Source organism: Thermovibrio sp. (genome assembly GCA_015488335.1).
GTDB lineage: Bacteria > Aquificota > Aquificia > Desulfurobacteriales > Desulfurobacteriaceae > Balnearium.
In genome coordinates this window covers 1-18,907 of sequence record WFNZ01000057.1, presented here as the reverse complement: position 1 = coordinate 18,907, position 18,907 = coordinate 1, and the positions used below count along the sequence as shown (strand labels likewise).

At 44.3% G+C, this 18,907-nt stretch carries 18 protein-coding genes and 2 tRNA genes; 7 read left to right on the top strand and 13 right to left on the bottom strand.

The annotated features are described in order from the left end of the window. Positions 1 to 8 precede the first annotated feature (8 nt). The 3 genes from F8H35_RS07420 to thpR are packed head-to-tail and all read right to left on the bottom strand — an operon-like array spanning position 9 to position 3,092. A complete protein-coding gene (locus F8H35_RS07420) occupies positions 9 to 1,394 on the bottom strand; it encodes a phosphoglucomutase/phosphomannomutase family protein (RefSeq protein ID WP_472572911.1) in 1,386 nt (461 codons plus the stop codon). Between the two features lie 8 nt (positions 1,395 to 1,402). Further along, the gene (locus tag F8H35_RS07415; protein ID WP_472572910.1) at positions 1,403 to 2,554 is read right to left on the bottom strand and encodes a DUF445 family protein; all 1,152 of its coding nucleotides are present in this window, start codon (positions 2,552 to 2,554) and stop codon (positions 1,403 to 1,405) included. Next, complete coding sequence (gene thpR, locus F8H35_RS07410) at positions 2,547 to 3,092, bottom strand: RNA 2',3'-cyclic phosphodiesterase (protein ID WP_472572909.1); 546 nt, start codon at positions 3,090 to 3,092, stop codon at positions 2,547 to 2,549. The genes F8H35_RS07415 and thpR overlap by 8 nt, the downstream gene beginning before the upstream one ends. A gap of 58 nt (positions 3,093 to 3,150) precedes the next feature. On the opposite strand from thpR, the gene pyk reads away from it, so the two are divergent. Both pyk and F8H35_RS07400 read left to right on the top strand, forming a co-directional pair. Next, a complete protein-coding gene (gene pyk / locus F8H35_RS07405) occupies positions 3,151 to 4,551 on the top strand; it encodes a pyruvate kinase (protein ID WP_472572908.1) in 1,401 nt (466 codons plus the stop codon). 7 nt (positions 4,552 to 4,558) lie between these two features. Then, complete coding sequence (locus F8H35_RS07400; RefSeq protein WP_472572907.1) at positions 4,559 to 5,884, top strand: DASS family sodium-coupled anion symporter; 1,326 nt, start codon at positions 4,559 to 4,561, stop codon at positions 5,882 to 5,884. 4 nt (positions 5,885 to 5,888) lie between these two features. Here F8H35_RS07400 and F8H35_RS07395 read toward each other — a convergent pair whose 3' ends face one another. Genes F8H35_RS07395 through proC form a run of 5 tightly spaced genes read right to left on the bottom strand, consistent with a single transcriptional unit; the run spans position 5,889 to position 9,405 of the window. Next, positions 5,889 to 6,212 (bottom strand): type II toxin-antitoxin system PemK/MazF family toxin, encoded by a 324-nt coding sequence (locus F8H35_RS07395; RefSeq protein ID WP_472572933.1) that lies wholly within the window; start codon positions 6,210 to 6,212, stop codon positions 5,889 to 5,891. Beyond that, positions 6,209 to 6,409, bottom strand: coding sequence for a hypothetical protein (locus F8H35_RS07390; protein ID WP_472572906.1), 201 nt, complete (start codon positions 6,407 to 6,409; stop codon positions 6,209 to 6,211). The genes F8H35_RS07395 and F8H35_RS07390 overlap by 4 nt, the downstream gene beginning before the upstream one ends. A gap of 55 nt (positions 6,410 to 6,464) precedes the next feature. Continuing rightward, entirely contained in the window at positions 6,465 to 7,796 is a 1,332-nt protein-coding gene (locus F8H35_RS07385; RefSeq protein ID WP_472572905.1) for a TolC family protein, read from the bottom strand. A gap of 53 nt (positions 7,797 to 7,849) precedes the next feature. Further along, positions 7,850 to 8,590, bottom strand: coding sequence for a UPF0280 family protein (locus F8H35_RS07380; protein ID WP_472572904.1), 741 nt, complete (start codon positions 8,588 to 8,590; stop codon positions 7,850 to 7,852). Continuing rightward, positions 8,590 to 9,405, bottom strand: a complete 816-nt coding sequence (gene proC, locus F8H35_RS07375; RefSeq protein WP_472572903.1) for a pyrroline-5-carboxylate reductase — start codon at positions 9,403 to 9,405, stop codon at positions 8,590 to 8,592. The genes F8H35_RS07380 and proC overlap by 1 nt, the downstream gene beginning before the upstream one ends. Positions 9,406 to 9,484: 79 nt before the next feature. On the opposite strand from proC, the gene F8H35_RS07370 reads away from it, so the two are divergent. After that, positions 9,485 to 9,571 (top strand) — tRNA-Leu (locus tag F8H35_RS07370). A gap of 4 nt (positions 9,572 to 9,575) precedes the next feature. Here F8H35_RS07370 and F8H35_RS07365 read toward each other — a convergent pair. From F8H35_RS07365 to F8H35_RS07355, 3 genes are all read right to left on the bottom strand, one after another. After that, positions 9,576 to 11,867: a methyl-accepting chemotaxis protein gene (locus tag F8H35_RS07365; protein ID WP_472572902.1), complete on the bottom strand. Its 2,292-nt coding sequence runs from the start codon at positions 11,865 to 11,867 to the stop codon at positions 9,576 to 9,578. 89 nt (positions 11,868 to 11,956) lie between these two features. Then, positions 11,957 to 12,481 carry an inorganic diphosphatase gene (gene ppa, locus F8H35_RS07360; protein WP_472572901.1) on the bottom strand — a complete coding sequence of 175 codons (525 nt, stop codon included), beginning with the start codon at positions 12,479 to 12,481 and terminating at the stop codon, positions 11,957 to 11,959. Between the two features lie 433 nt (positions 12,482 to 12,914). Then, the gene (locus F8H35_RS07355) at positions 12,915 to 13,589 is read right to left on the bottom strand and encodes a hypothetical protein (protein ID WP_472572900.1); all 675 of its coding nucleotides are present in this window, start codon (positions 13,587 to 13,589) and stop codon (positions 12,915 to 12,917) included. A 114-nt stretch (positions 13,590 to 13,703) separates the two neighbouring features. Here F8H35_RS07355 and F8H35_RS07350 point away from each other — a divergent pair, with 114 nt between their 5' ends. The 3 genes from F8H35_RS07350 to radA are packed head-to-tail and all read left to right on the top strand — an operon-like array spanning position 13,704 to position 17,270. Continuing rightward, positions 13,704 to 13,922, top strand: coding sequence for a FeoA family protein (locus F8H35_RS07350; protein ID WP_472572899.1), 219 nt, complete (start codon positions 13,704 to 13,706; stop codon positions 13,920 to 13,922). Next, complete coding sequence (feoB, locus tag F8H35_RS07345) at positions 13,919 to 15,943, top strand: ferrous iron transport protein B (RefSeq protein WP_472572898.1); 2,025 nt, start codon at positions 13,919 to 13,921, stop codon at positions 15,941 to 15,943. The genes F8H35_RS07350 and feoB overlap by 4 nt, the downstream gene beginning before the upstream one ends. Positions 15,944 to 15,962: 19 nt before the next feature. Further along, complete coding sequence (radA, locus tag F8H35_RS07340; protein ID WP_472572897.1) at positions 15,963 to 17,270, top strand: DNA repair protein RadA; 1,308 nt, start codon at positions 15,963 to 15,965, stop codon at positions 17,268 to 17,270. Here the strand turns inward: radA and F8H35_RS07335 are convergent. Further along, positions 17,271 to 17,365, bottom strand: a tRNA-Sec gene (locus tag F8H35_RS07335). Between the two features lie 14 nt (positions 17,366 to 17,379). After that, positions 17,380 to 18,042, bottom strand: a complete 663-nt coding sequence (locus F8H35_RS07330; RefSeq protein ID WP_472572896.1) for a histidinol phosphate phosphatase domain-containing protein — start codon at positions 18,040 to 18,042, stop codon at positions 17,380 to 17,382. 30 nt (positions 18,043 to 18,072) lie between these two features. On the opposite strand from F8H35_RS07330, the gene F8H35_RS07325 reads away from it, so the two are divergent. After that, on the top strand, positions 18,073 to 18,729 hold the full coding sequence (locus F8H35_RS07325) for an endonuclease (RefSeq protein WP_472572895.1): 657 nt from the start codon (positions 18,073 to 18,075) through the stop codon (positions 18,727 to 18,729). Positions 18,730 to 18,907: the final 178 nt, after the last annotated feature.

The window sequence follows — 18,907 nt, the reverse complement described above, 5'->3', positions numbered from 1 at the left end:
TCTCCCTCCTAATTGGTTTTAACTAAACTAACGCCCCAGTTTAAAAGCTCTTCTGTTGTCTTCTCATCTGGAGTTTCTGCGTAAACCCTGAAAACGGGCTCAGTTCCAGATGGCCTGAAGAGAATCCAGGAGTCGTTCTCAAAGATTATCTTAACTCCATCTATTGTTAAAACTCTGCTGACCTTCAGCCCTTTCCACTCTTTCGGCGGGTTCTCCTTGAGCCTTTCAAGGGCTTTCCTCTCTTCCTCTGAAACCGGCAGGTCAATCCTCTTGTAGTAGGCTGTTCCAAACTCTTTAAAGAGGTCTTCAACCATCTGCGAAACGGTCTTATCCTCTGCCAGCATCTTCTCAACCATTAATAGCCCCATTAAGAGGCCGTCCCTTTCCGGCAGGTAGTCAACGAGGGCGTATCCACCGCTCTCCTCTCCTCCAAAGAGGACTTTCTCCTTAACGATTACCTCGCTGATGTTCTTAAATCCAACTGGAACTTCAAGGAGCTCTAACCCCAACTTCCTGCAGACCCTATCTACTAAATAGCCTGTGCTGACGGTTTTAACAACAACACCTTCTCTATTTCCCTTGTTTCTAACAACGTGGAGAAGAAGCAGGGCATAGACTATCTGGGAGTTAACAAAATGGCCGTTTTCGTCAACTATTCCGACCCTGTCTCCGTCTCCGTCGTGGGCAATTCCTATGTCGGCCTTAACTGCTCGCACTTTCTCCATCAAGGCCGTTATGTTCTTCTCAACTATGGGTTCCGGGTGTTTCCCCCCAAAGAGGGGGTCTCTGTAGGCGTGAATCTCTGTGAGCTCGGCCTTTGTTCCAAGGAGAGCTCTGTACATAAGCCCCTGCTGGGCTCCGTACATCGGGTCGTGGACGATTTTTACAGGTTTCTCCTTAAAGAGGGAGAGCTCTACTTGCTCCCTTACCCCCTCAACGTAAGGAGAAACAAGGTCTTTTGTCTTGAACCCCCCAACGGGTCTTTCCATCTTTTCAGCTTCGGGGAGCTTTTCCTCTATTTTCCTTGTTATTTCCGTCCTTGCAGCTCCTCCAAAGCTCTCTTTTACCTTGTAGCCGTTGTACTTCCCGTAGTTGTGGGAAGCCGTTATGACAATTCCGTTGTCGTAATTTCCATACTTTGTGTTGTAAGAGACCGCAGGAGTCGGGCAGAAACCGTCTGAAAGGTCAACCTCAAGTCCCATTCCTGCCAACGTCTCCGCAACAAACTTTCCGTATTCCTCAGAGAGAAACCTCAGGTCGTAGCCGACAACAACCCTTTTCGCTCCTTCTTCCTTCAGCATAAGGCCGTGGGCAACTGCAACTTTCCGAAGGTTCTCAAAGGTAAAGTCCTTTGAGATTACACCTCTCCATCCGTCCGTTCCGAACTTTATCATTTTCCCTCCTAAATGATGAGTATCTGAACTGCCCCGATGAGAGCTCCCAGCACTCCTCCCATGAGGGTGATGTAGCGGAGCTCCTCATCTATCAATTTTAAAACCATCCCTTCAACCTCCTCTATCGGAAGGCTGTTTATCCTTTCACGAGCAAGCCCTTCTATGTCTATGGCTTCCAGGATTACCGGGAGCTCCCTCTCAATAACCTTCAAAAGCTCATCTGTTATAAAAGAGGAGAGGGCTTCTTTGTTCTCAGCTATCAACCTCCCTAAAAACTGAGAGACCTTCAAAGAGGTTTCTCCCTCAAGGAACTGGCGGAGTTCCCTCTCCTTTAGCTGTAAAACATATGAAGAGAGAGCTCTCTCTAAAATCTCCCCGAACTTTTTAAAACCTTCACCTTCCGTGTTTATTTCCCTGTTCATTAAATCCTGAACTCTGCTCCAGATGAGTTTTGAGACCTTTAGCTTAAAGTCTGGGGAACTTGAAGTTTTCTCTATTAGATCAACAGCAAGGTTTGTAAGCCTTTCGCTGAACGATGAGACCATTGTATCTGTAAGGAACGGGATAAATTCCCTGAGCCTTGAAAGGTTCTCCCTTATAAGGGAATAAACAACATCCCTGAACTCGCTCCTCTTTGACTCCTCTGCAAAGTAATCAACTATCTGGTCAATCTTCTCGTCTAAAAACTTCTCAAATTCCATCTTTAAACTCTGAGGAATAACCTCTCCAACCTTCTTCCCGTGGAGCTGTTTGAAAATGAAGTTTACAGCTCCTTCTGTTCCCTCATCTAAAACTTCTCCGAAAACCTCTCCCACTTTTCTGTCTCCGAAACGGGATGAGAATTCTGAGAGGAACTCACCGGAGTTCTCTTTAAAGCTTTCCAAAAAGCCCTCAACAAGCTGCCGCAGGCTCTCCCTTATCTTCTCCTCGTTGAGGCGTTTCCTGAGGGTTTCCTCAGTTAAGAGGTTCTCCTTAACCACCTTAGCTATCGCATCGGCAAGCCTGTCCCTCTTAGATGGAATAAGGCCGGGTGTAAAGGGAATTCTCTTTCCAAAAACGTAGTAAGCCCTGTAAGGCCTGAAGAGCATCTTTATGGCGACGTAGTTTGTGAAGTAGCCGATGAGAGCTCCCACCGCAGGGGGAACTATTAGCTCAACCAAGGCAGAACTCCTCCAAAACGGAGTAGATAGGACCTTTCTCTGTCAGCCTGCTCTCAATCAGGGCAACTTTCGGCTCTACCCTCTCTGCAAAGACAAACTCTTTCATTTTAAAGAGGTATGAGCTGAACTTCCCCCTGTGCCTCATCTTCTTTATTCTCAATAGGGTAACGTGGGGGGTAAAGTTTTCCTCAACCTGAAAGCCGAAGGGCATTAGAGCCCTATCAACACGGCTTTTTACCTCTTTAACCCCTTCAGAATCAACCCCAACCCAGAGAACTCTCGGCCTCTCTCTGTTTGGGAAAACTCCCAGCCCCCTGTAAATCACTTTCGGAGAGGGAGCTCCCTTGAGCTTCTGCTTCAGAAAACCGACAATTTGAGGAATTTTCTCCTCTTCAACGTCTCCCAAGAACCTGTATGTAAAGTGGAGGTTCTCCTCCTCAACCCACTTTCCCTCAATCTTCAAAGAGGAGATGAACCTCTTAACCTCTTTAAACTCTGGAATTGAGACAAGAGTTCCCACAAAGAGCCTCTTTTTCAAGTCCTCCTCCCTCTAAGGAGTTAAAATATTCTATAACAGACCCTAAAGGAGTAAAGCCTTGAAGAAGAAAACAAAAATTGTCGCAACCTTAGGCCCCGCTTCAACCGACCTGAAAGTTCTAAAAAGGATGGTAGATGCAGGGCTCAACGTCGTTCGCTTGAACATGTCCCACGGAACTCAAGAAGAGCACAGGGAGAGAATAGAGCTTGTAAGGAGAGTTGAAAAGGAGACGGGAAAACCCCTACCCATACTGATGGATCTGTGCGGCCCGAAGATAAGGATAGGAAAGCTTGAAAAAGAGCCCCTGTTCCTCCACAGGGGAGACAGGGTAGTTCTCACAACGGGAAAGCCGGAAAAGGGGAAGATAACGGTCAACTACCCGAAACTCCATGAGGAAGTCAAAAAGGGAGAGACAATCCTCCTTGCAGACGGAGCTTTCCGTCTAAAAGTAAAGGAAGTAAAGGGCAAAGACATTATCTGTGAAGTTCTGGTCGGCGGGCCCCTAACCTCCCATAAGGGGGTGAACCTTCCCCACACAAAGCTTTCCGTTCCGGCCTTAACGGAAAAGGACAGGGAGGATGTTAAGTTTGGCGTTGAGGCGGGAGTTGACCTTATAGCCCTCTCGTTTGTGAGGAAGGCTGAGGACGTTTTGGAGCTGAAAGACCTCTTAAAAGCTTTAGGAAAAGAGATTCCCGTAATTGCAAAGATTGAAAAGCCTGAAGCCGTTAAGAACATTGACTCAATCCTGAAGGTTTCAGACGGGATAATGGTTGCAAGGGGAGACTTGGGAGTGGAGCTCCCCGTTGAAAAAGTCCCGGTGATCCAGAAACAGCTCATAAGAAAGGCCAACGAGGCGGGGAAGCCCGTAATAACTGCAACCCAGATGCTCAAGTCTATGGTTGACCTCCCCGTTCCAACAAGAGCTGAGGTAACAGACATAGCAAACGCCGTTTTAGACGGAACAGACGCCCTAATGCTCTCCGAGGAGACCGCCGTTGGCAAATATCCGGTTAAGGTAATCAGAACTATGGCAAAAGTTGCCGCCGAGGCCGAGAAAATATACCCATACAAGAGGTATTCAGAATTCCCGGCAGACTCACTTCAGGACTCACTGGCAAAGTCGGCCTGCAACCTCTCAAGGGAGGTAAAAGTAAAGGCTGTTGTTCCATTTACAAGGAGCGGAGCAACGGCCTTAGCAGTCGCAAAGTTCCGCCCTCCCGTTCCCATCTACGCAGTAACCCACGACAGGGAAACCTTCAGGCGGCTCAACCTTGTGTGGGGAGTTAAACCCCTCTTAACAGTTCCGGCAGAGTCAACAGATAAAATCATCACAAGGTCAATAGAAGCGGCCAAAGAGAGAAAATTGGTTAAAAAGGGAGACAGGATAATTGTTCTGGCGGGAGCTCCCACCGGAGTTCCGGGAACCACGAACCTTTTAAAGGTTGTAACCGTTAAGTGAGGAAGTTATGAAGAAAATAGCCGGCCTTATTCTCTTTTTCCTGCTCTCTGCAGTTCTTCTTCTTTCAGGAGTTGAGCCTCAGGTTAAAAAAGGACTCTTTATCCTCCTCTTTGCTGCCGTTTTCTGGATATTTGAGATACTGCCTCTGCCGGTTACAGCCCTTTCAGTTCCACTTCTTGGAGTTTTTTTAGGAGTAGATTCAGTTAAAGGCTCGTTTTCCTCTTTTGCCCACCCGATCATCTTCCTCTTCTTTGGCGGCTTTGCCCTTGCAACTGCCCTTACCAAATACTCGTTAGACAGGCTCATAGCCTACAAAATCGTTTCCTTCTCAAAAGGCTCCTTCCTTTTATCGGCCTTTCTCCTCTTTACAGCAACGGCATTCGTTTCAATGTGGATAAGCAACACCTCAACAACGGCAATGATGCTTCCATTAGCCCTCGGAGTAATAGGAGCTGTTAAAGGAAAAGATTGGAGATTGAAACACTTTATCCTGTTAGGAGTTGCCTACTCTGCAAGTGTTGGAGGTATAGGAACACTTGTTGGAAGTCCGCCAAACGGAATAACAGCGGCAGACCTTGGAATTGGATTTACAGACTGGCTCAAGTTTGGCCTTCCAACGGTTCTGATTCTGCTTCCCCTCCTTTTCCTCATTCTCTATCTCTACCTCAGGCCAAAGACTGAAGGGGGACTTGCCTTTGAAGAGGTAAAGTTAGAGATAAGCAGGGAGAGAACTCTCGTCCTTACTGTATTTCTTATAACGGTTTTGGGCTGGCTCTTCAGCAAACCCATCTCTCACCTTTTAGGAGTCCACAAATACTTTGACGCAGCCGTCGCCGTTTTGGCCGTAGTTCTACTCTTTGTTTTTAACCTTGTAAACTGGAAAGAGATAGAAGAGGGAACAGACTGGGGAACGTTAATTCTCTTTGGCGGTGGAATTACCCTCTCCCACTTTCTGAAAGTAACAGGGGCCAGCAAATTCATAGCCCACATTTTTGTAGAAACCGTCAGCGGCTTTTCTCCATTCTTCCTGGTCCTGTCTGTTACTCTCTTTATGATTTTCATGACGGAGTTAATGAGCAACACGGCAACGGCTGCTATATTCGTTCCTATTCTCATATCGGCAGCAAAAGGTTTAGGCCTTCCGGCTGAAGAGCTTGCAATCCCTGCAGGAATCGCCGCTTCCTGCGCCTTTATGCTTCCCGTTGCAACTCCACCAAACGCAATAGTCTACGGAACCGGAGAGATAAAGCAGGAAAATATGTTGAAAGTGGGGTTTATGCTAAACATAACTTTTGCAGTAGTAATCGCTTTAATCTGTTATTTTGTTATTTGAGGTATTAATCAACGAGCATCTCTTTTAAAACGGCTTTTACCTCTAAAACTTTAGACGGGTCAATCTTTCCTAAGAACTTAACAAGTCTTCTTTTATCTATTGTCCTTATCTGGTCTAAAGCTATTTCTCCTTCTTTCCCATGGAAATTTATTTTTACCCTCGTCGGCCAACCTCTAATTTTAGTTGTCATCGGAGCTACTATAACCGTTTTCAAAACCTCGTTCATCTCATCTGGGGAGATTACGAGAGCCGGTCTGGTTTTTCTTATCTCTGAACCAACGGTAGGGTCTAAATTTACAAGCCAGACAGAATACTGCTCAACCTTCACCACTCCCACCAGCTCAGATCCTCATCTGCAAAAACGTCCTCTATTAACAGTTTTTCTTTTCCTTTTTTAAATTTCTCTTTCCATTCTTTTCTTGGAGTACGATCTTTCAGCTTCAGTATCTCTTTAACAACCGAGTAGTCGGAAACCTCTATAACTTCTTTAATGTCTCCCGGAACCTTTATGATAATTTCTCCCATAGCTTACTTCTCCCGAAACGCTTTCCAGCATAACAATCTATGCCAAGTAGAAAATCTACTCAACAAGGTCGTGGTAGCGCTCGGGGAGAATTCCGGCGGCGTAGTAGACCTGTGCAATGGCCTGCCTGTAGGCTGAAAGGGCTGCCACGTAGTTGCTCCGTGCCTGGTTGAGGGCTGTTTGAGTATCAAGGAGCTCCGTTATTGTGGCAAGCCCGTTCTTGTATCTCTTCTCAACTATCCTCAAGGATTCCTGAGCCGAGGCTATTGCAGCCCTTGCAAGGTCAACCCTCTTTTTGGCAGAGATAAAGTTGTAGTAAGCCTTAGAAACCTCAAAGGCTATTCCCTTTTTAGCCCTCTCCTCGTATTCTTTAACCTTCAGCCGTGCAATTCTGCTCTTTCTCAGCCTGTAGAGTTTCTCACCGCCGCTGAAGAGGTTGATTGAAGCCCTGACTCCAACAGCCCAGCTGGAATTCTCTTTGTTCCAGGGAGCCGTATCGTCTGCGGAAAAAACCTCTCCAAAGGCTCCAACCTGCGGAAGGAAGTCTGCTTTTGCCAGTTTTTCCATATCTTTCGTTTGAGAGAGCCTCACCTTTAGCTCTTTCAGTTCAGGCCTGTTCTTTATGGCCGTCTCTATAAGCTCATCAAGGTTAAAGTTAAAAGGTTTATAGGTAAGGTCTCCCTCTACAGAAATCTCCCCTTTAGGGAACTCTCCCATAGCAACGGCCAGAGCTCTAAGGGCAACACTGTAGTTGCTCTTTGCCTTTACAAGGTTCTCTTCCATCTGCTCTAAGTAAACCTTTGCCCTTAAAACGTCTGACTTTAAGCCGATTCCTGCCTTGTAAACCGTTTCTGCATCTTTCAGGTGTTTTTCTGCATCCCTTACGGCAAGCTGAGCGGTCTCAACAAAAGCTTTTGCAGTTAAAACCGAGTAGTAGGCCCTTACAACGTTATAGATAACCGCGTTCTCATCCTTTTTGAGCTGCTCTTTTGCGGCTTTTACCTCTTTTTTCGTTAAATCAACGGCAGTTCTAAGCTTTCCGCCCAACCAGATAGGAACGGTTACTTTCAGACCGGTTTTAAAGAGCTGCGACTTCCCCGGGTCGTTGAAGTTTGTTCCCATCATGTCAAGCTTTTTTACTTCCATCCTGTTCATTATGGCGTACGGTGGGTCTGTTGTTTTGTTGTATTCGGAAAAGAGGTCAACCCTTGGCAGTAGGCGGGCTTTTGCCATCCTGTAGTCATAGAACTTCTCCTTTACCTCTTCCCTCTTTGCCCTTAAAAGGTTGTTCTTCTCAAGGGCGGTTTTCACAGCTTCGTCTAATGTTATTCCAAAGGCGTTTGTCGTTCCTGCAAGGAGAAGAACAAGTGCCGCAAGCTTTATCCTCATAACGCTCCTCTCTTACGATTCAAATATTGCAATTAAGTTATACTTTGGAGCTACTATTGAGTCAAGCGGACGAGTTTAACCTCTCCGGCCATTACAAACTTTCCCTCTATGAGGGCAACGGCACCTGTGTTTATTTTCAGCAGCTCTTCTGCTCTTTTCTTCGCCTCAATTACCGTTTTGCTGTTTCCAAGGTATGTGGCGCTGCAGTCTGTAACTACCGGGTCTTTACCAATAACCGTTGCCAGCTCGGTTCTTCCAAGGCTAAGTGAGTGGCCAATTTTACTTGAAGAGGTTGAAACGCCCCACTCTCCTGGGGGGAGCTCCACCCCCAACTTCCCCGAAAGTTTCGGATTTTTAGAGAAGAGAGAGACAACAACCGGCCTTTCAACCCTTATGTAGAGGTCACCGCCGTTTTCTATGATGAACTGTGAAAATCCAAGCTCTGTAAGTTTTCTGCCGATAAAGAGGTTAACAGCCCCGGCAACCCCTGCCATTGGGCCAACTCCAACCTTTTTAGAGGCTTCCCCCATAACTCTTACAATTTCAGGAACAAAGGTTGGGAGATTAACGGGGGTTAGAGATTTAAAAAATTCAGGATTTTTCTCTCCAAAGGCCTTTATCTGCTCCCGAACAGATATGAGAGTAGAAAGGATTTCCTCTTCAACACCTCTTCTGTATTCACTCTCTAAAACGGCTATCCAGAGGTCGCTTTCCCCTGCAACAACGTTAAAGGCCTTGAATCCCTTTGGCTTCTGGAGTACCCTGTAGAACCGCTTTTCAGGAAGGGTAAACATCAGAGCTCTTCAATCATTTTAGTAATTTCCTTTGATCTCTCAAAGGCACTCTTTACAGCCTCTATAAAGGAGCTCCTCACTCCTTTTTCCTCTAACTTGGCAACGCCCTCAATTGTTGTTCCGGCAGGTGATGTAACGGCATCTTTTAGAACTTCCGGGTGTTCACTCCTGGCCATTTCGGCAGAGCCTATAAGGGTTTCAACAATGAGCTCTTTTGCAACATCCCTTGGAAGCCCAGTCCTTACAGCTCCGTCGCACATGGCCTCAATTACAATGAAGAGGAAGGCCGGGGAGCTCCCTGAAACCGCCGTCACGGCGTCAAAGAGCTTCTCTTCAACGTTAACCACTTTACCGCAGGGAGAGAGAAGTTCCTTGACCAGCTTCTTCTCCTCGTCTAAAAGCCTGAAATTATCGCAGTAGGCAATCACTCCTTTTCTCACCTTTACCAGAATGTTTGGCATAATCCGAACAATCTTCCTATCGTCTCCCAAAAACTCTTCAATTTTCCTGATAGGGTAGCCAGCAGCCATTGAGACAAGAATCTGAGCAGGAGAAACTGCCTCTGAAATCTCCTTTAAGACGGCAGAGAGAACCTGAGGCTTAACTGCAAGGAAGATAACGTCGCTGTTTGCAACAACGTCTAAGTTCTTTAAACTTGTTTTCACGCCGAACTTTTCTGAAAGGAGTTTCAGCCTTTCCTCATTAACGTCTGAAACAGTTATCTGAGATGGAAGTAAAAACTCCCCACCGACAAGGGCATCTATAAAGGCTTCAGCCATATTTCCGCCGCCGATAAAACCTACCCTAACGTTCATCTTCACTCTCCCAGACATTTTGCCTATATTATAGAATCAAATTTCAGGGGAGTTTGAGGACGTACCTCTCAACACTTAAGCCCGGGTGGCGGAACTGGCAGACGCGAGGGACTCAAAATCCCTTGGCCGCAAGGCCGTGCGGGTTCGATTCCCGCCCCGGGCACCACAGATTAAACTTTGAACTGGTTTAGAATCTCGTGGAGCTCTTTAGCCTCTTTGTAGATAGTTCTTATTTTGTCTAAGGTTTCCTCAATTACTTTTACGTTTTCTTTGGAGTGGACATCCATCTCCTGAATGAGAGTTGTAAGCTCTTCAAGGTCTGAGATTATCTGAGATGAAGTATTAAATATCGTCCTTTGGACTTCGGCCGTCTCATCCATAGCTTCAGACACTCTCTCCATCTCATCCATAACTTTTGAGGAAATATCCTGCAAGTATCTGTTATTTTCCTGACTTCTCTTGCTTATACTGTTTGTAACTTCAGAGACAGCATCCATAATGTTCGTGAGAATCTGACCAATAGACTCGGTGTTTTTCTGAATTTGAGCTGCTAACTTCCTGATTTCATCGGCAACAACGGCAAATCCTTTACCAGATTCCCCTGCTCTTGCCGCTTCAATGGCAGCATTTAAAGCAAGAAGGTTCGTCTTTTCTGCTATGTTTTCTATTATCCTGATTATGTTCTCTATGTCTTTTGCCTTTTTGTTAAGTTCCTGGAGTTCTCTTACAGATTTTGCATTCTCTTCACTTGTATTTTCAACTATCTGTTGAAGTTTATTGATAATGCGTTTTGCGTTATCAAGGTCTTCCAGCGCTTTCTCAATGTCTTTCTGAGATTTTGATAGGAGCTTCTCAAACTCCTTAATGGGAACTGAAATGTTGGCGGCAAGCTCTGAAGATCTTGCTATATCTTCCATCTCTTTAAGGATTTTCTCCTTGAGGAGTTCTGAGTTCTTGCGAAGCTCCTCAGCAGTCTCCAGGTTGTTCTCTGCGGAGTTGCGGGCTTTCTTGACAATTTCCCTGATTTTATCAAGGAAGATATTGAAATACTTGGAAGCCAAATTTATCTCGTCATTCTTATCTGGCTCAACCTGTAACCTTTTGGTTAAGTCCCCACTTCCCTCTGAAAGTTCCTTAGTCATCTCAAGGAAGTGGTTTAGAGGTCTTATGATGTTTACCTTAACGAACAGGAGGAATAGCACAACTAAGATTAAGAGAGAGGCCAGAGACATTAAGAGAGCTCTGTTTTTCCTGAAAGAAAGCAGGTCAGACAGTATCTCACTCTCTTCAATCTCGGAGATGATAGCCCATCGTTTTCCGTAAACGTCAATAGGAGCAAAAGCTGCCAGAGCCTTCTTCCCAAGAACATCTACGGTTTCAACAATTCCCTTCCTACCGCTGAAGGCAAGCTGAGCTGCTTTGTCCTTTAGTTCAAGAATTCCTATCGTAGTTCCTGCCCTTCTAACAATCGGGTTATCAATTTTATCTAAAAATCTAATATTATTTTTAAGTTTGCAATCAGAACCTACAAGCAGGACTTCTCCTGTCTCTCCAAGTCCAACATCTTTAAACCTGTAGTTAAAGTTCACAATACTATCTATTTTGTTAATTGGAAGCTGGAAGGCCAGAACTCCAGCAACTTTTCCGCTTCTGTCAAAAATTGGGGTGGTTATAAAAGCTGCTGGCTGGTTGTAGCTCGGCTCGTATGGCGAAAAATCGGAGAAGAAAACCTTGCTGATTCCAGAACTAAGAGCTTCTTTAAATGCTTTGGCAAGTCCGGAATTTTTATAAGGTCCCGATATCAAATTTGTAGCAAAGTCCTTTTCTTTAAAAGCCGTATATACCACAGTTCCGTTTTTATCAATCAGAAAAACGTCATATAAGCCGAAGTTTTTAAGTAAAGAGTTAAAGTCTTTGTGGTATTTCGCGTGAGCTCTCATATACGTGCAGTCAAACTCTTTGTTTTCTGAGAGGAGATTCTTCTTTCCGATTTTGTATGGGTTTTTCACTATGAAGATATACTGAGCAATCAGCCCGTTAGGGTTTTTAGGCAGGTAGTATTCAACGGGTTTAATTGGCTCCGTTCCCGGTATTGATGTATCAATTCTGCTGAGGTAGTTCTGTTCGTACTCTCTTATGAGCTCTTTTTTAACCTGGTTTAAATCAACAGGGATTTCTTCTTGAAGCAGATAGAAACCTCTGGTCAGTTCTTTTAATGCACTTAGAGTTGCTGAATTCTGGGCTTCTGATAGTAAGAGTCCTCCCATATAGTCAAAGTAGTCGTTTATGTGCTGTTTTTTTGACTCTGTTATTACCTCAAGCTTCTGAGAAGCGACTTTAAGAAGGTTGTTCTTTGAACTCTGATAAGAGAAATATCCCAAAACAACAGCAAGAAAGAGAATCCCCAAAACTCCAGCAAGAGCTACCTGTTTTCCCAGGGAAAGTCTGTTTAGAAACTTCAAGTCATCCTCTTTGAATAGTGATTCACAGTTAACTTATCGGCAAAAAACAGAATGATTTTATATAAGCCCCCAAGTTGGGGGCAGAGTCGTTATTTTGAGAAGTTCTCAACGGCCTTCATTATCATCTCTTTGGCAACTTCGCTTCCCTTAAACTCTTTAACTTTTACCCATTTTCCGGGTTCAAGGTCTTTGTAGTGCTCAAAGAAGTGTTTAATTTCGTTGAGTGTGGCTTCTGGAAGATCTGTAATCTCTTTAACGTTCTTAAATGTGAGGTCTAACTTATTAACTGGAACAGCAATTATTTTCTCATCTTTACCGTTTTCATCTTCCATTACAAGAACGCCTATTGGTCTGCATCTTATAACGCTTCCGGGAACAACAGGCTGCCTTGAGATGACCAGAACGTCTATCGGGTCTCCGTCGTCTGCAAGCGTGTTTGGAACGAAACCGTAGTTTGCAGGGTAGAACATGGGAGTGAAGAGGAAACGGTCTACAAAAACAGCTCCGCTTTCCTTATCAACCTCATACTTAACGTTGGAACCCTGAGGAATCTCAATAACTGCGTAGATATCTTCCGGTGGTTTTTTTCCTGGTGGTATTTTCTTTACGTCCATATCAAACCTCCCTATACATTTTGGGAGGATTATAACCCGACTTCCTTTTTAGTTCTATTTATGGCGATTACTTCTGGAGGTAATAAACGGAGAATCGCAAAGCCAATAAACCCGGAGAGTATAAGTAAAACAGCAACTAATTCTAAGCTTAATGAATAAATAAAAACTTAACCCTTGCTACATTTTGAAAAAGTGGAACTGTCAAAAAAACAGAAATAAAAAAGCCACAGGATACCTATCACTATACTCCAACTACTAACCAATTTATGTATTACAACAACAATTTTACCAATATGAAATTTCTCGTAAACAAGAAAAGAGGAATCTAAAAGAGGTATCTGAAATAAAATAACACTTGACAGTGTTAAAACCATCAAAATTAGAGTAGAAATCATTGTCAGGACAGCAGCATCTGTCATTTTCCCTCCGTAAGCTAAGCAGCCCGGAAGTCACTGAACTTTATTTGTCCACTTTCTATTAGTTTTTTTAACTTTTCTTTATCAGGACTTAATCTAATTATTTTGCTTTTACTATTTAAGAGTAATTTTTTAAATTTATCATATTTTTTCCGCAGACTTGACACAGGGCTCTCTACAAGTATGGCTTTCCTCTCCTGAAGTGGCTTATGAAAAGCCTCCATATACAGGTAATTACCACCTATAGCAAAGTGGTTTATATCTTTGAAACTGTCATCTTTTTTATAATAAATATTAACTTTATCCGGATATTTAAAGAGTAAATCAAAAAGAGGGTGCAATTCTTCCACTTTTAAATCACTAAATTTATTCTTCTGTAACCGCTTGTATATTTCTGGTTTAATAGAAATAATTGGTCCTATAACGAAAATAACTCTATTCTGTGGATTCTTGTTGAGAAAACTCTCAATTACAGGTTTCAATTGAGAATAAGTTTTAACATTGGCCTCCCCTGCATGGACAAAAACTTCTCCTTTAACATTCTTATAAATCTCCTGCAAACTCCTTTTCAGCTCATCTTCACTGAATATGAACCTATCTTTCTGGCGAATAATAGGCCATACAAGGTACAGTGAAATTAAGATGAAAATAACAACAGAAACTATCACCAGGTTCATGACTTTCAACCCCATTCCCGTTTTTTAGCCAAAATTTTATATCTCTGCTTCAATTGAATCTTTAACAGGATTTTGAAGTTGACAATTACAAATAAAGTTAATACTATCTAACTTACAGGAGGATGGAGTATGAAACTCATAGATGTTCCTGAAGGGAAAACGGTTCAGGTTGTTGATATAGAAGGTGGGATGGGAGTCAGAAACAGACTATCTGCTATTGGACTTTACCCGGGAGCTCCCATCAAAGTCGTCAAGTCCCCACCCGGACCCCTTATTGTTGAGGTAGCGGGAAGCAGAATCGCCCTTGGAAAGGGAATGGCAGCAAAGATTGAGGTGAAAGAGGTATGAAGAGGGAGATACGGGTAGCTCTCGTAGGTAATCCGAACGTTGGAAAGACAGCCATTATGAACGCCCTGGCCGGAACAAATGAGATGGTTGGGAACTGGCCAGGAGTAACCGTCCAGAAGAAGACTGGCAGATACCACTTTCGGGGTTTTGATATTGAACTCATAGACCTTCCCGGTATATACAGTCTCACTTCCTACTCCCTTGAAGAGAGGGTTACAAGGAATTTCCTACTGAGCAGCGACTACGACGTTGTTGCAAACGTTATTGATGCAACCCTCCTTGGAAGGAACCTCTACCTGACCCTTGAACTGTTGGATATGGGAATTAAACCTGTAATTGCTCTAAACAAAATTGATGAACTTGAGAAACTGAAATTTTCAATAGACAAAAAGAAGCTTTCAAAAATACTGAAACTTCCAGTCGTTAGTGTTTCCGCTGCTAAAAGAGAAGGTTTTAACGACCTCTCAGAAATTTTTTTGCAGATGGCAACGGGAGATATAAAACCTGAAGGTTTTACTCCCGTATATTCTGAATTTTTAGAAGAAGCTATAGATCTACTAAAACTTAAAATAGAAAATCAGGTTGATTCAAACTTCCCCTACAATTTACGGTGGTTTGCGATAAAACTCCTTGAGAAAGATCCAGAAATCTTAAAAATTGCTGAAAAATATCTAAAGGATAGTAAAACTATTTTAGAAGAAATAGAACAAATAGAGAAAGAAGTAAAAGAGCGGTTTGGCCTGGATCTTCCAACTTTTGTTTCAAAAGAAAGGTTTTTACTGGCCTCTAAGATTGCTAAAGAGGTTGTAGGGAGCTCCTCGCCGGCCGAATCTGAAACACTGAGCGATAAGATTGATCGCGTAATAACAAACCCCATAACGGGAATTCCCATCTTCTTCTTCATAATGTGGTTGGTTTTTAAACTGACTTTCGCATTCAGCCAGCCCTTCACAGAGCTGATAGACAGAATTTTCAGCAACTGGCTACCGGAACTTGTTAAGACGTATCTAAGCTTTCTACCAGAGCCCCTGCTCTCACTCATAAACGACGGAATTTTAGGTGGAGTTGGCGCTGTTGTTGTCTTTCTTCCAATACTTGGAATCCTCTTCTTTCTGATGTCAATCCTTGAAGACTCAGGCTACATGGCAAGGGCTGCAGCACTTTGGGACAACTTTGTTAAAGTTTTTGGCCTTAGTGGTGCTTCCGTTATACCAATGATTTTAGGATTTGGATGTAACGTTCCAGCCGTTTACGCAACAAGGGCAATGAGGTCTCCTTTTCAGAAGCTCGTCACAATGGCCGCAATTCCCTGGATGTCGTGTAGTGCAAGGCTAACGGTTTATACAGTATTTGTTGCCGCCTTTTTTAAAGAACACCAGGCAACGGTAATAATGGGACTATACCTGCTTGGAATAGTTCTTGCCCTTCTCCTTGCTTTTTTTATGTCAAGGTTTGTTTACAGGCAGGAAGAGGATGAGTTCTTTATAGAGCTCCCCTCTTACAAACTCCCCTCCTGGAACGTTGTCTTCAACGAAACCTGGATTGAGGTAAAGGACTTCCTCTACAGGGCTGGAACGATAATATTCGCCGTTTCAGTTCTCGTCTGGGCACTTGCTTCGCTCCCTCCCGGTGCGAAATATGCCGGTGAAAACAGTTTAATAGGCCATGTAGGAAAAGCTCTAACTCCTCTATTTCATCCCATAGGGATCTACGACTGGAAACCGGTTGTTGGACTGATACTGGGAGCTCTGGCGAAAGAGGTCGTTATCGGAACCCTTGGAACCCTTTACGGGACGGGAGAGTCGGGGCTTGTTGAAGTTCTCAGAAGTGTTTTTACTCCGGAAAGTGCTCTGGCGTTTTTGGTATTTACGCTTCTTTACACGCCGTGCGCTGCAACGATGGCTGCAATAAGGCAGGAGAGTAACAGCTGGAAGTTCACTTTAGGAGTAATTGCAATAGATTTAACAATGGCCTGGATTCTGGCCTTTATCACATATCACGTAGCAAAAGTTCTTTTGTGAACTGAATTTTAGGTGAAACTTGGCAAAGAAAAAGACTGTTTACGTCTGCCAGAAGTGTGGATACAGAACTCCCAAATGGGTAGGAAAGTGCCCCGAGTGTGGAGAGTGGAGCAGTTTGGTTGAGGAAGTTGGAAGGACAGAGCCCAAACACCGTTCTTCGTGGGTAAGCCCATCAACATCTTCCCCTGTCCCCATAACGGAAGTTGGGAGCTCCCAAGAGCAGAGAGAGAAAACTGGGATACTAGAGTTTGACAGAGTTTTAGGCGGTGGAGTAGTAAAAGGCTCAGTTTCACTGATTTCCGGAGAGCCCGGAATCGGGAAATCAACCTTTCTCCTTCAGGTTGCAAGCCTTTTTGCAGATAGGGGAAAGGTCCTCTACGTAACGGCGGAGGAATCTCCGGAACAGATAGCACTGAGGGCAAAGCGGTTAAAGGCTGAAAAAGAAAACCTTTTTATCTACTCAGAGAACAACTTAGAAGAGATATCCAAACAGGTTGAAAAGGTAAACCCCGTTTTAACCATTTACGACTCCATTCAGACCCTCTACCTTCCCTACATAGAGTCTGCAGCAGGTTCAGTCTCTCAGGTTAGAGAGTGTGCAGCTTTCATAACAAACCTCTCAAAAAGAAAAGGGATAACCAGCTTCATAGTGGGGCACGTTACAAAGGAAGGAACAATTGCAGGGCCAAAGGTTCTGGAACACATAGTTGATGCCGTTTTCCAGTTTGAGGGAGATAGGGGATACAACTTCAGAATATTTAGGAGTATTAAAAACCGGTTCGGTTCAACAGGAGAATTAGCCGTTTTTGAGATGACGGAAACCGGACTGAAAGAGGTTCCAAACCCTTCTCAGTTTTTCTTAGAGGAGAGGCCGAAGGAGAAGGCAGGCTCCGTTGTTTTTGCAGGAATAGAAGGTAGCAGGCCAATCCTTTTAGAGGTTCAGGCACTTGTAACAAGGGCTGTTTTCACAACTCCACAGAGAAAGGCAAAGGGGATTAACGCCAACAGGCTCTCCATTATTGTTGCAACCGTTGAAAAAGAGCTTGGCATTCCCTTAAGGAATTTTGACGTTTTTGTAAACGTTGTTGGCGGAGTAAAGGTTGATGAGCCTGCCGTAGACCTGCCGGTAGCCGCAGCAATTATCTCAAGCTATTTTGACAGACCTGTAAAACCGGAAGTTGCGCTGTTTGGGGAAATAGGTTTAACGGGGGAAGTAAGAAAGGTAAGGTTAGAGGAGCTCCGCCAGAAAGAGGCAGAGAAGAACGGATTTGAAGTTGCTAAAGGAATAAAGCATATATCTGAAATTCCTGAGAAACTCCTCGTTTAGTGGCGGAGGCGGATGGGAATCGAACCCACCACCCCGCTCTTAGCGGGGCCACCGGATTTGAAGTCCGGGGGGGACACCAGCCCCCGTCCGCCTCCAGGAAGTTAAATTTCTAACGGAGCTCTCTCCCAGTCAACCTCTTAACTAATTCCTCGCTGTTTCCAAAGCACTCCTCAACCTGCTGGACTGTAAGGCCGGCACCAACGCCAACTGTTATTGCAAAGCTCCTTGTAACAAGGTCTCCTGGTGAGTGGGAGTCTGTATTTATGACCAGGGGAGCTCCCACCTCTGTAGCAAGTTTCACAACGTGACCGTTCGTTATGCTGTGGCCTCTGCGGGTCGTAATCTCAAGGTAAACGCCGTTCTCCCTCGCAAGCTCAACCTCTTCCCGAGTAATGAGGCCTGGATGGGCAAGGATGTCAGCCCTCCCCTCAATTGCGGCCCTGTTTGTTCCCGGAGCAACAGGCTCAACAACAGTCTCTCCGTGGACCACAACGATTTTAGCTCCAGCTTCCCTGCACCTTTCTATCAGTTCTGGAATTTTCGCAGGTGGAACGTGCGTAATCTCAACGCCGGGAATGACAACAACCGAGGTATTCTCGTTGAGAACCTCTAAGGTTTCGTATAGCCTCTCTAACAGAAATTTGTAGTTTGAGAAGTCTGCGTGGTCTGTTATGGCAATTGCCCTGTAGCCTATGGCCTCTGCCCTTCTTACAAGCTCGCTGGGAAGGAGCTCCCCGTCGCTAAAAAACGTGTGCGTGTGAAGATCTATCATTCTTCAAACTCCGAAATAGATTTCTGAAGTATGAAAAGTATAACGGAGATTTATAAAGTTCTACTGAAAACTTACGGAAAACAGAACTGGTGGCCGGCAGATACCCCCTTTGAAGTGTGCGTTGGAGCCGTTTTAACGCAGAACACGAACTGGAAAAACGTAGAAAAGGCTGTAGAGAACCTGAAACGGGAAAACCTATTAACTCCAGAGGCTGTTTTATCGTGCCCCAATGGGAAACTTCAGGAGCTCATAAAACCTGCCGGCTTTTTCCGTCAAAAGGCTGGATACCTGAAAAATTTGAGCAGATTTATACTGGAAAACGGCGGAATTGAGGAACTGAAGAAGAGAGAAAAGGAAGAGTTAAGAAAGGAGCTCCTTAAAGTAAAGGGAATTGGAAAGGAGACGGCAGACAGCATACTCCTCTATGCCCTTGATAAACCCTCGTTTGTAGTAGACGCCTACACAAAAAGGCTCTTTTACAGGTTAGGGATAACTGAAACCGAAAAATTAAGTTATGAAGCCGTTAAAAGCCTTGTAGAGAGCGAAATTCCACCGGTTGAAGAAAACCTTGAAGTTTACAGGGAGCTCCACGCCCTCATCGTTGAACATTCAAAAACAAAATGCAGAAAGAGACCGAACTGTAAAAATTGTCCTCTCTCTCTTGACTGTCTTTCTAAAATTGATTAATCTAAAATCCAATATTAGAAATCTAAAAACAACAGGAGGGAAAGAGAATGAAAGAAAAAATAAGAACCCTTTTAGGACTTGCAACAACTGTCTTTATTCTGGCAAGCTGTGGTGGAGGCGGAGGAGGAAACAACCAAACAACAGAAGAAACAAGAACTGGAGTATTCACAGACGACCC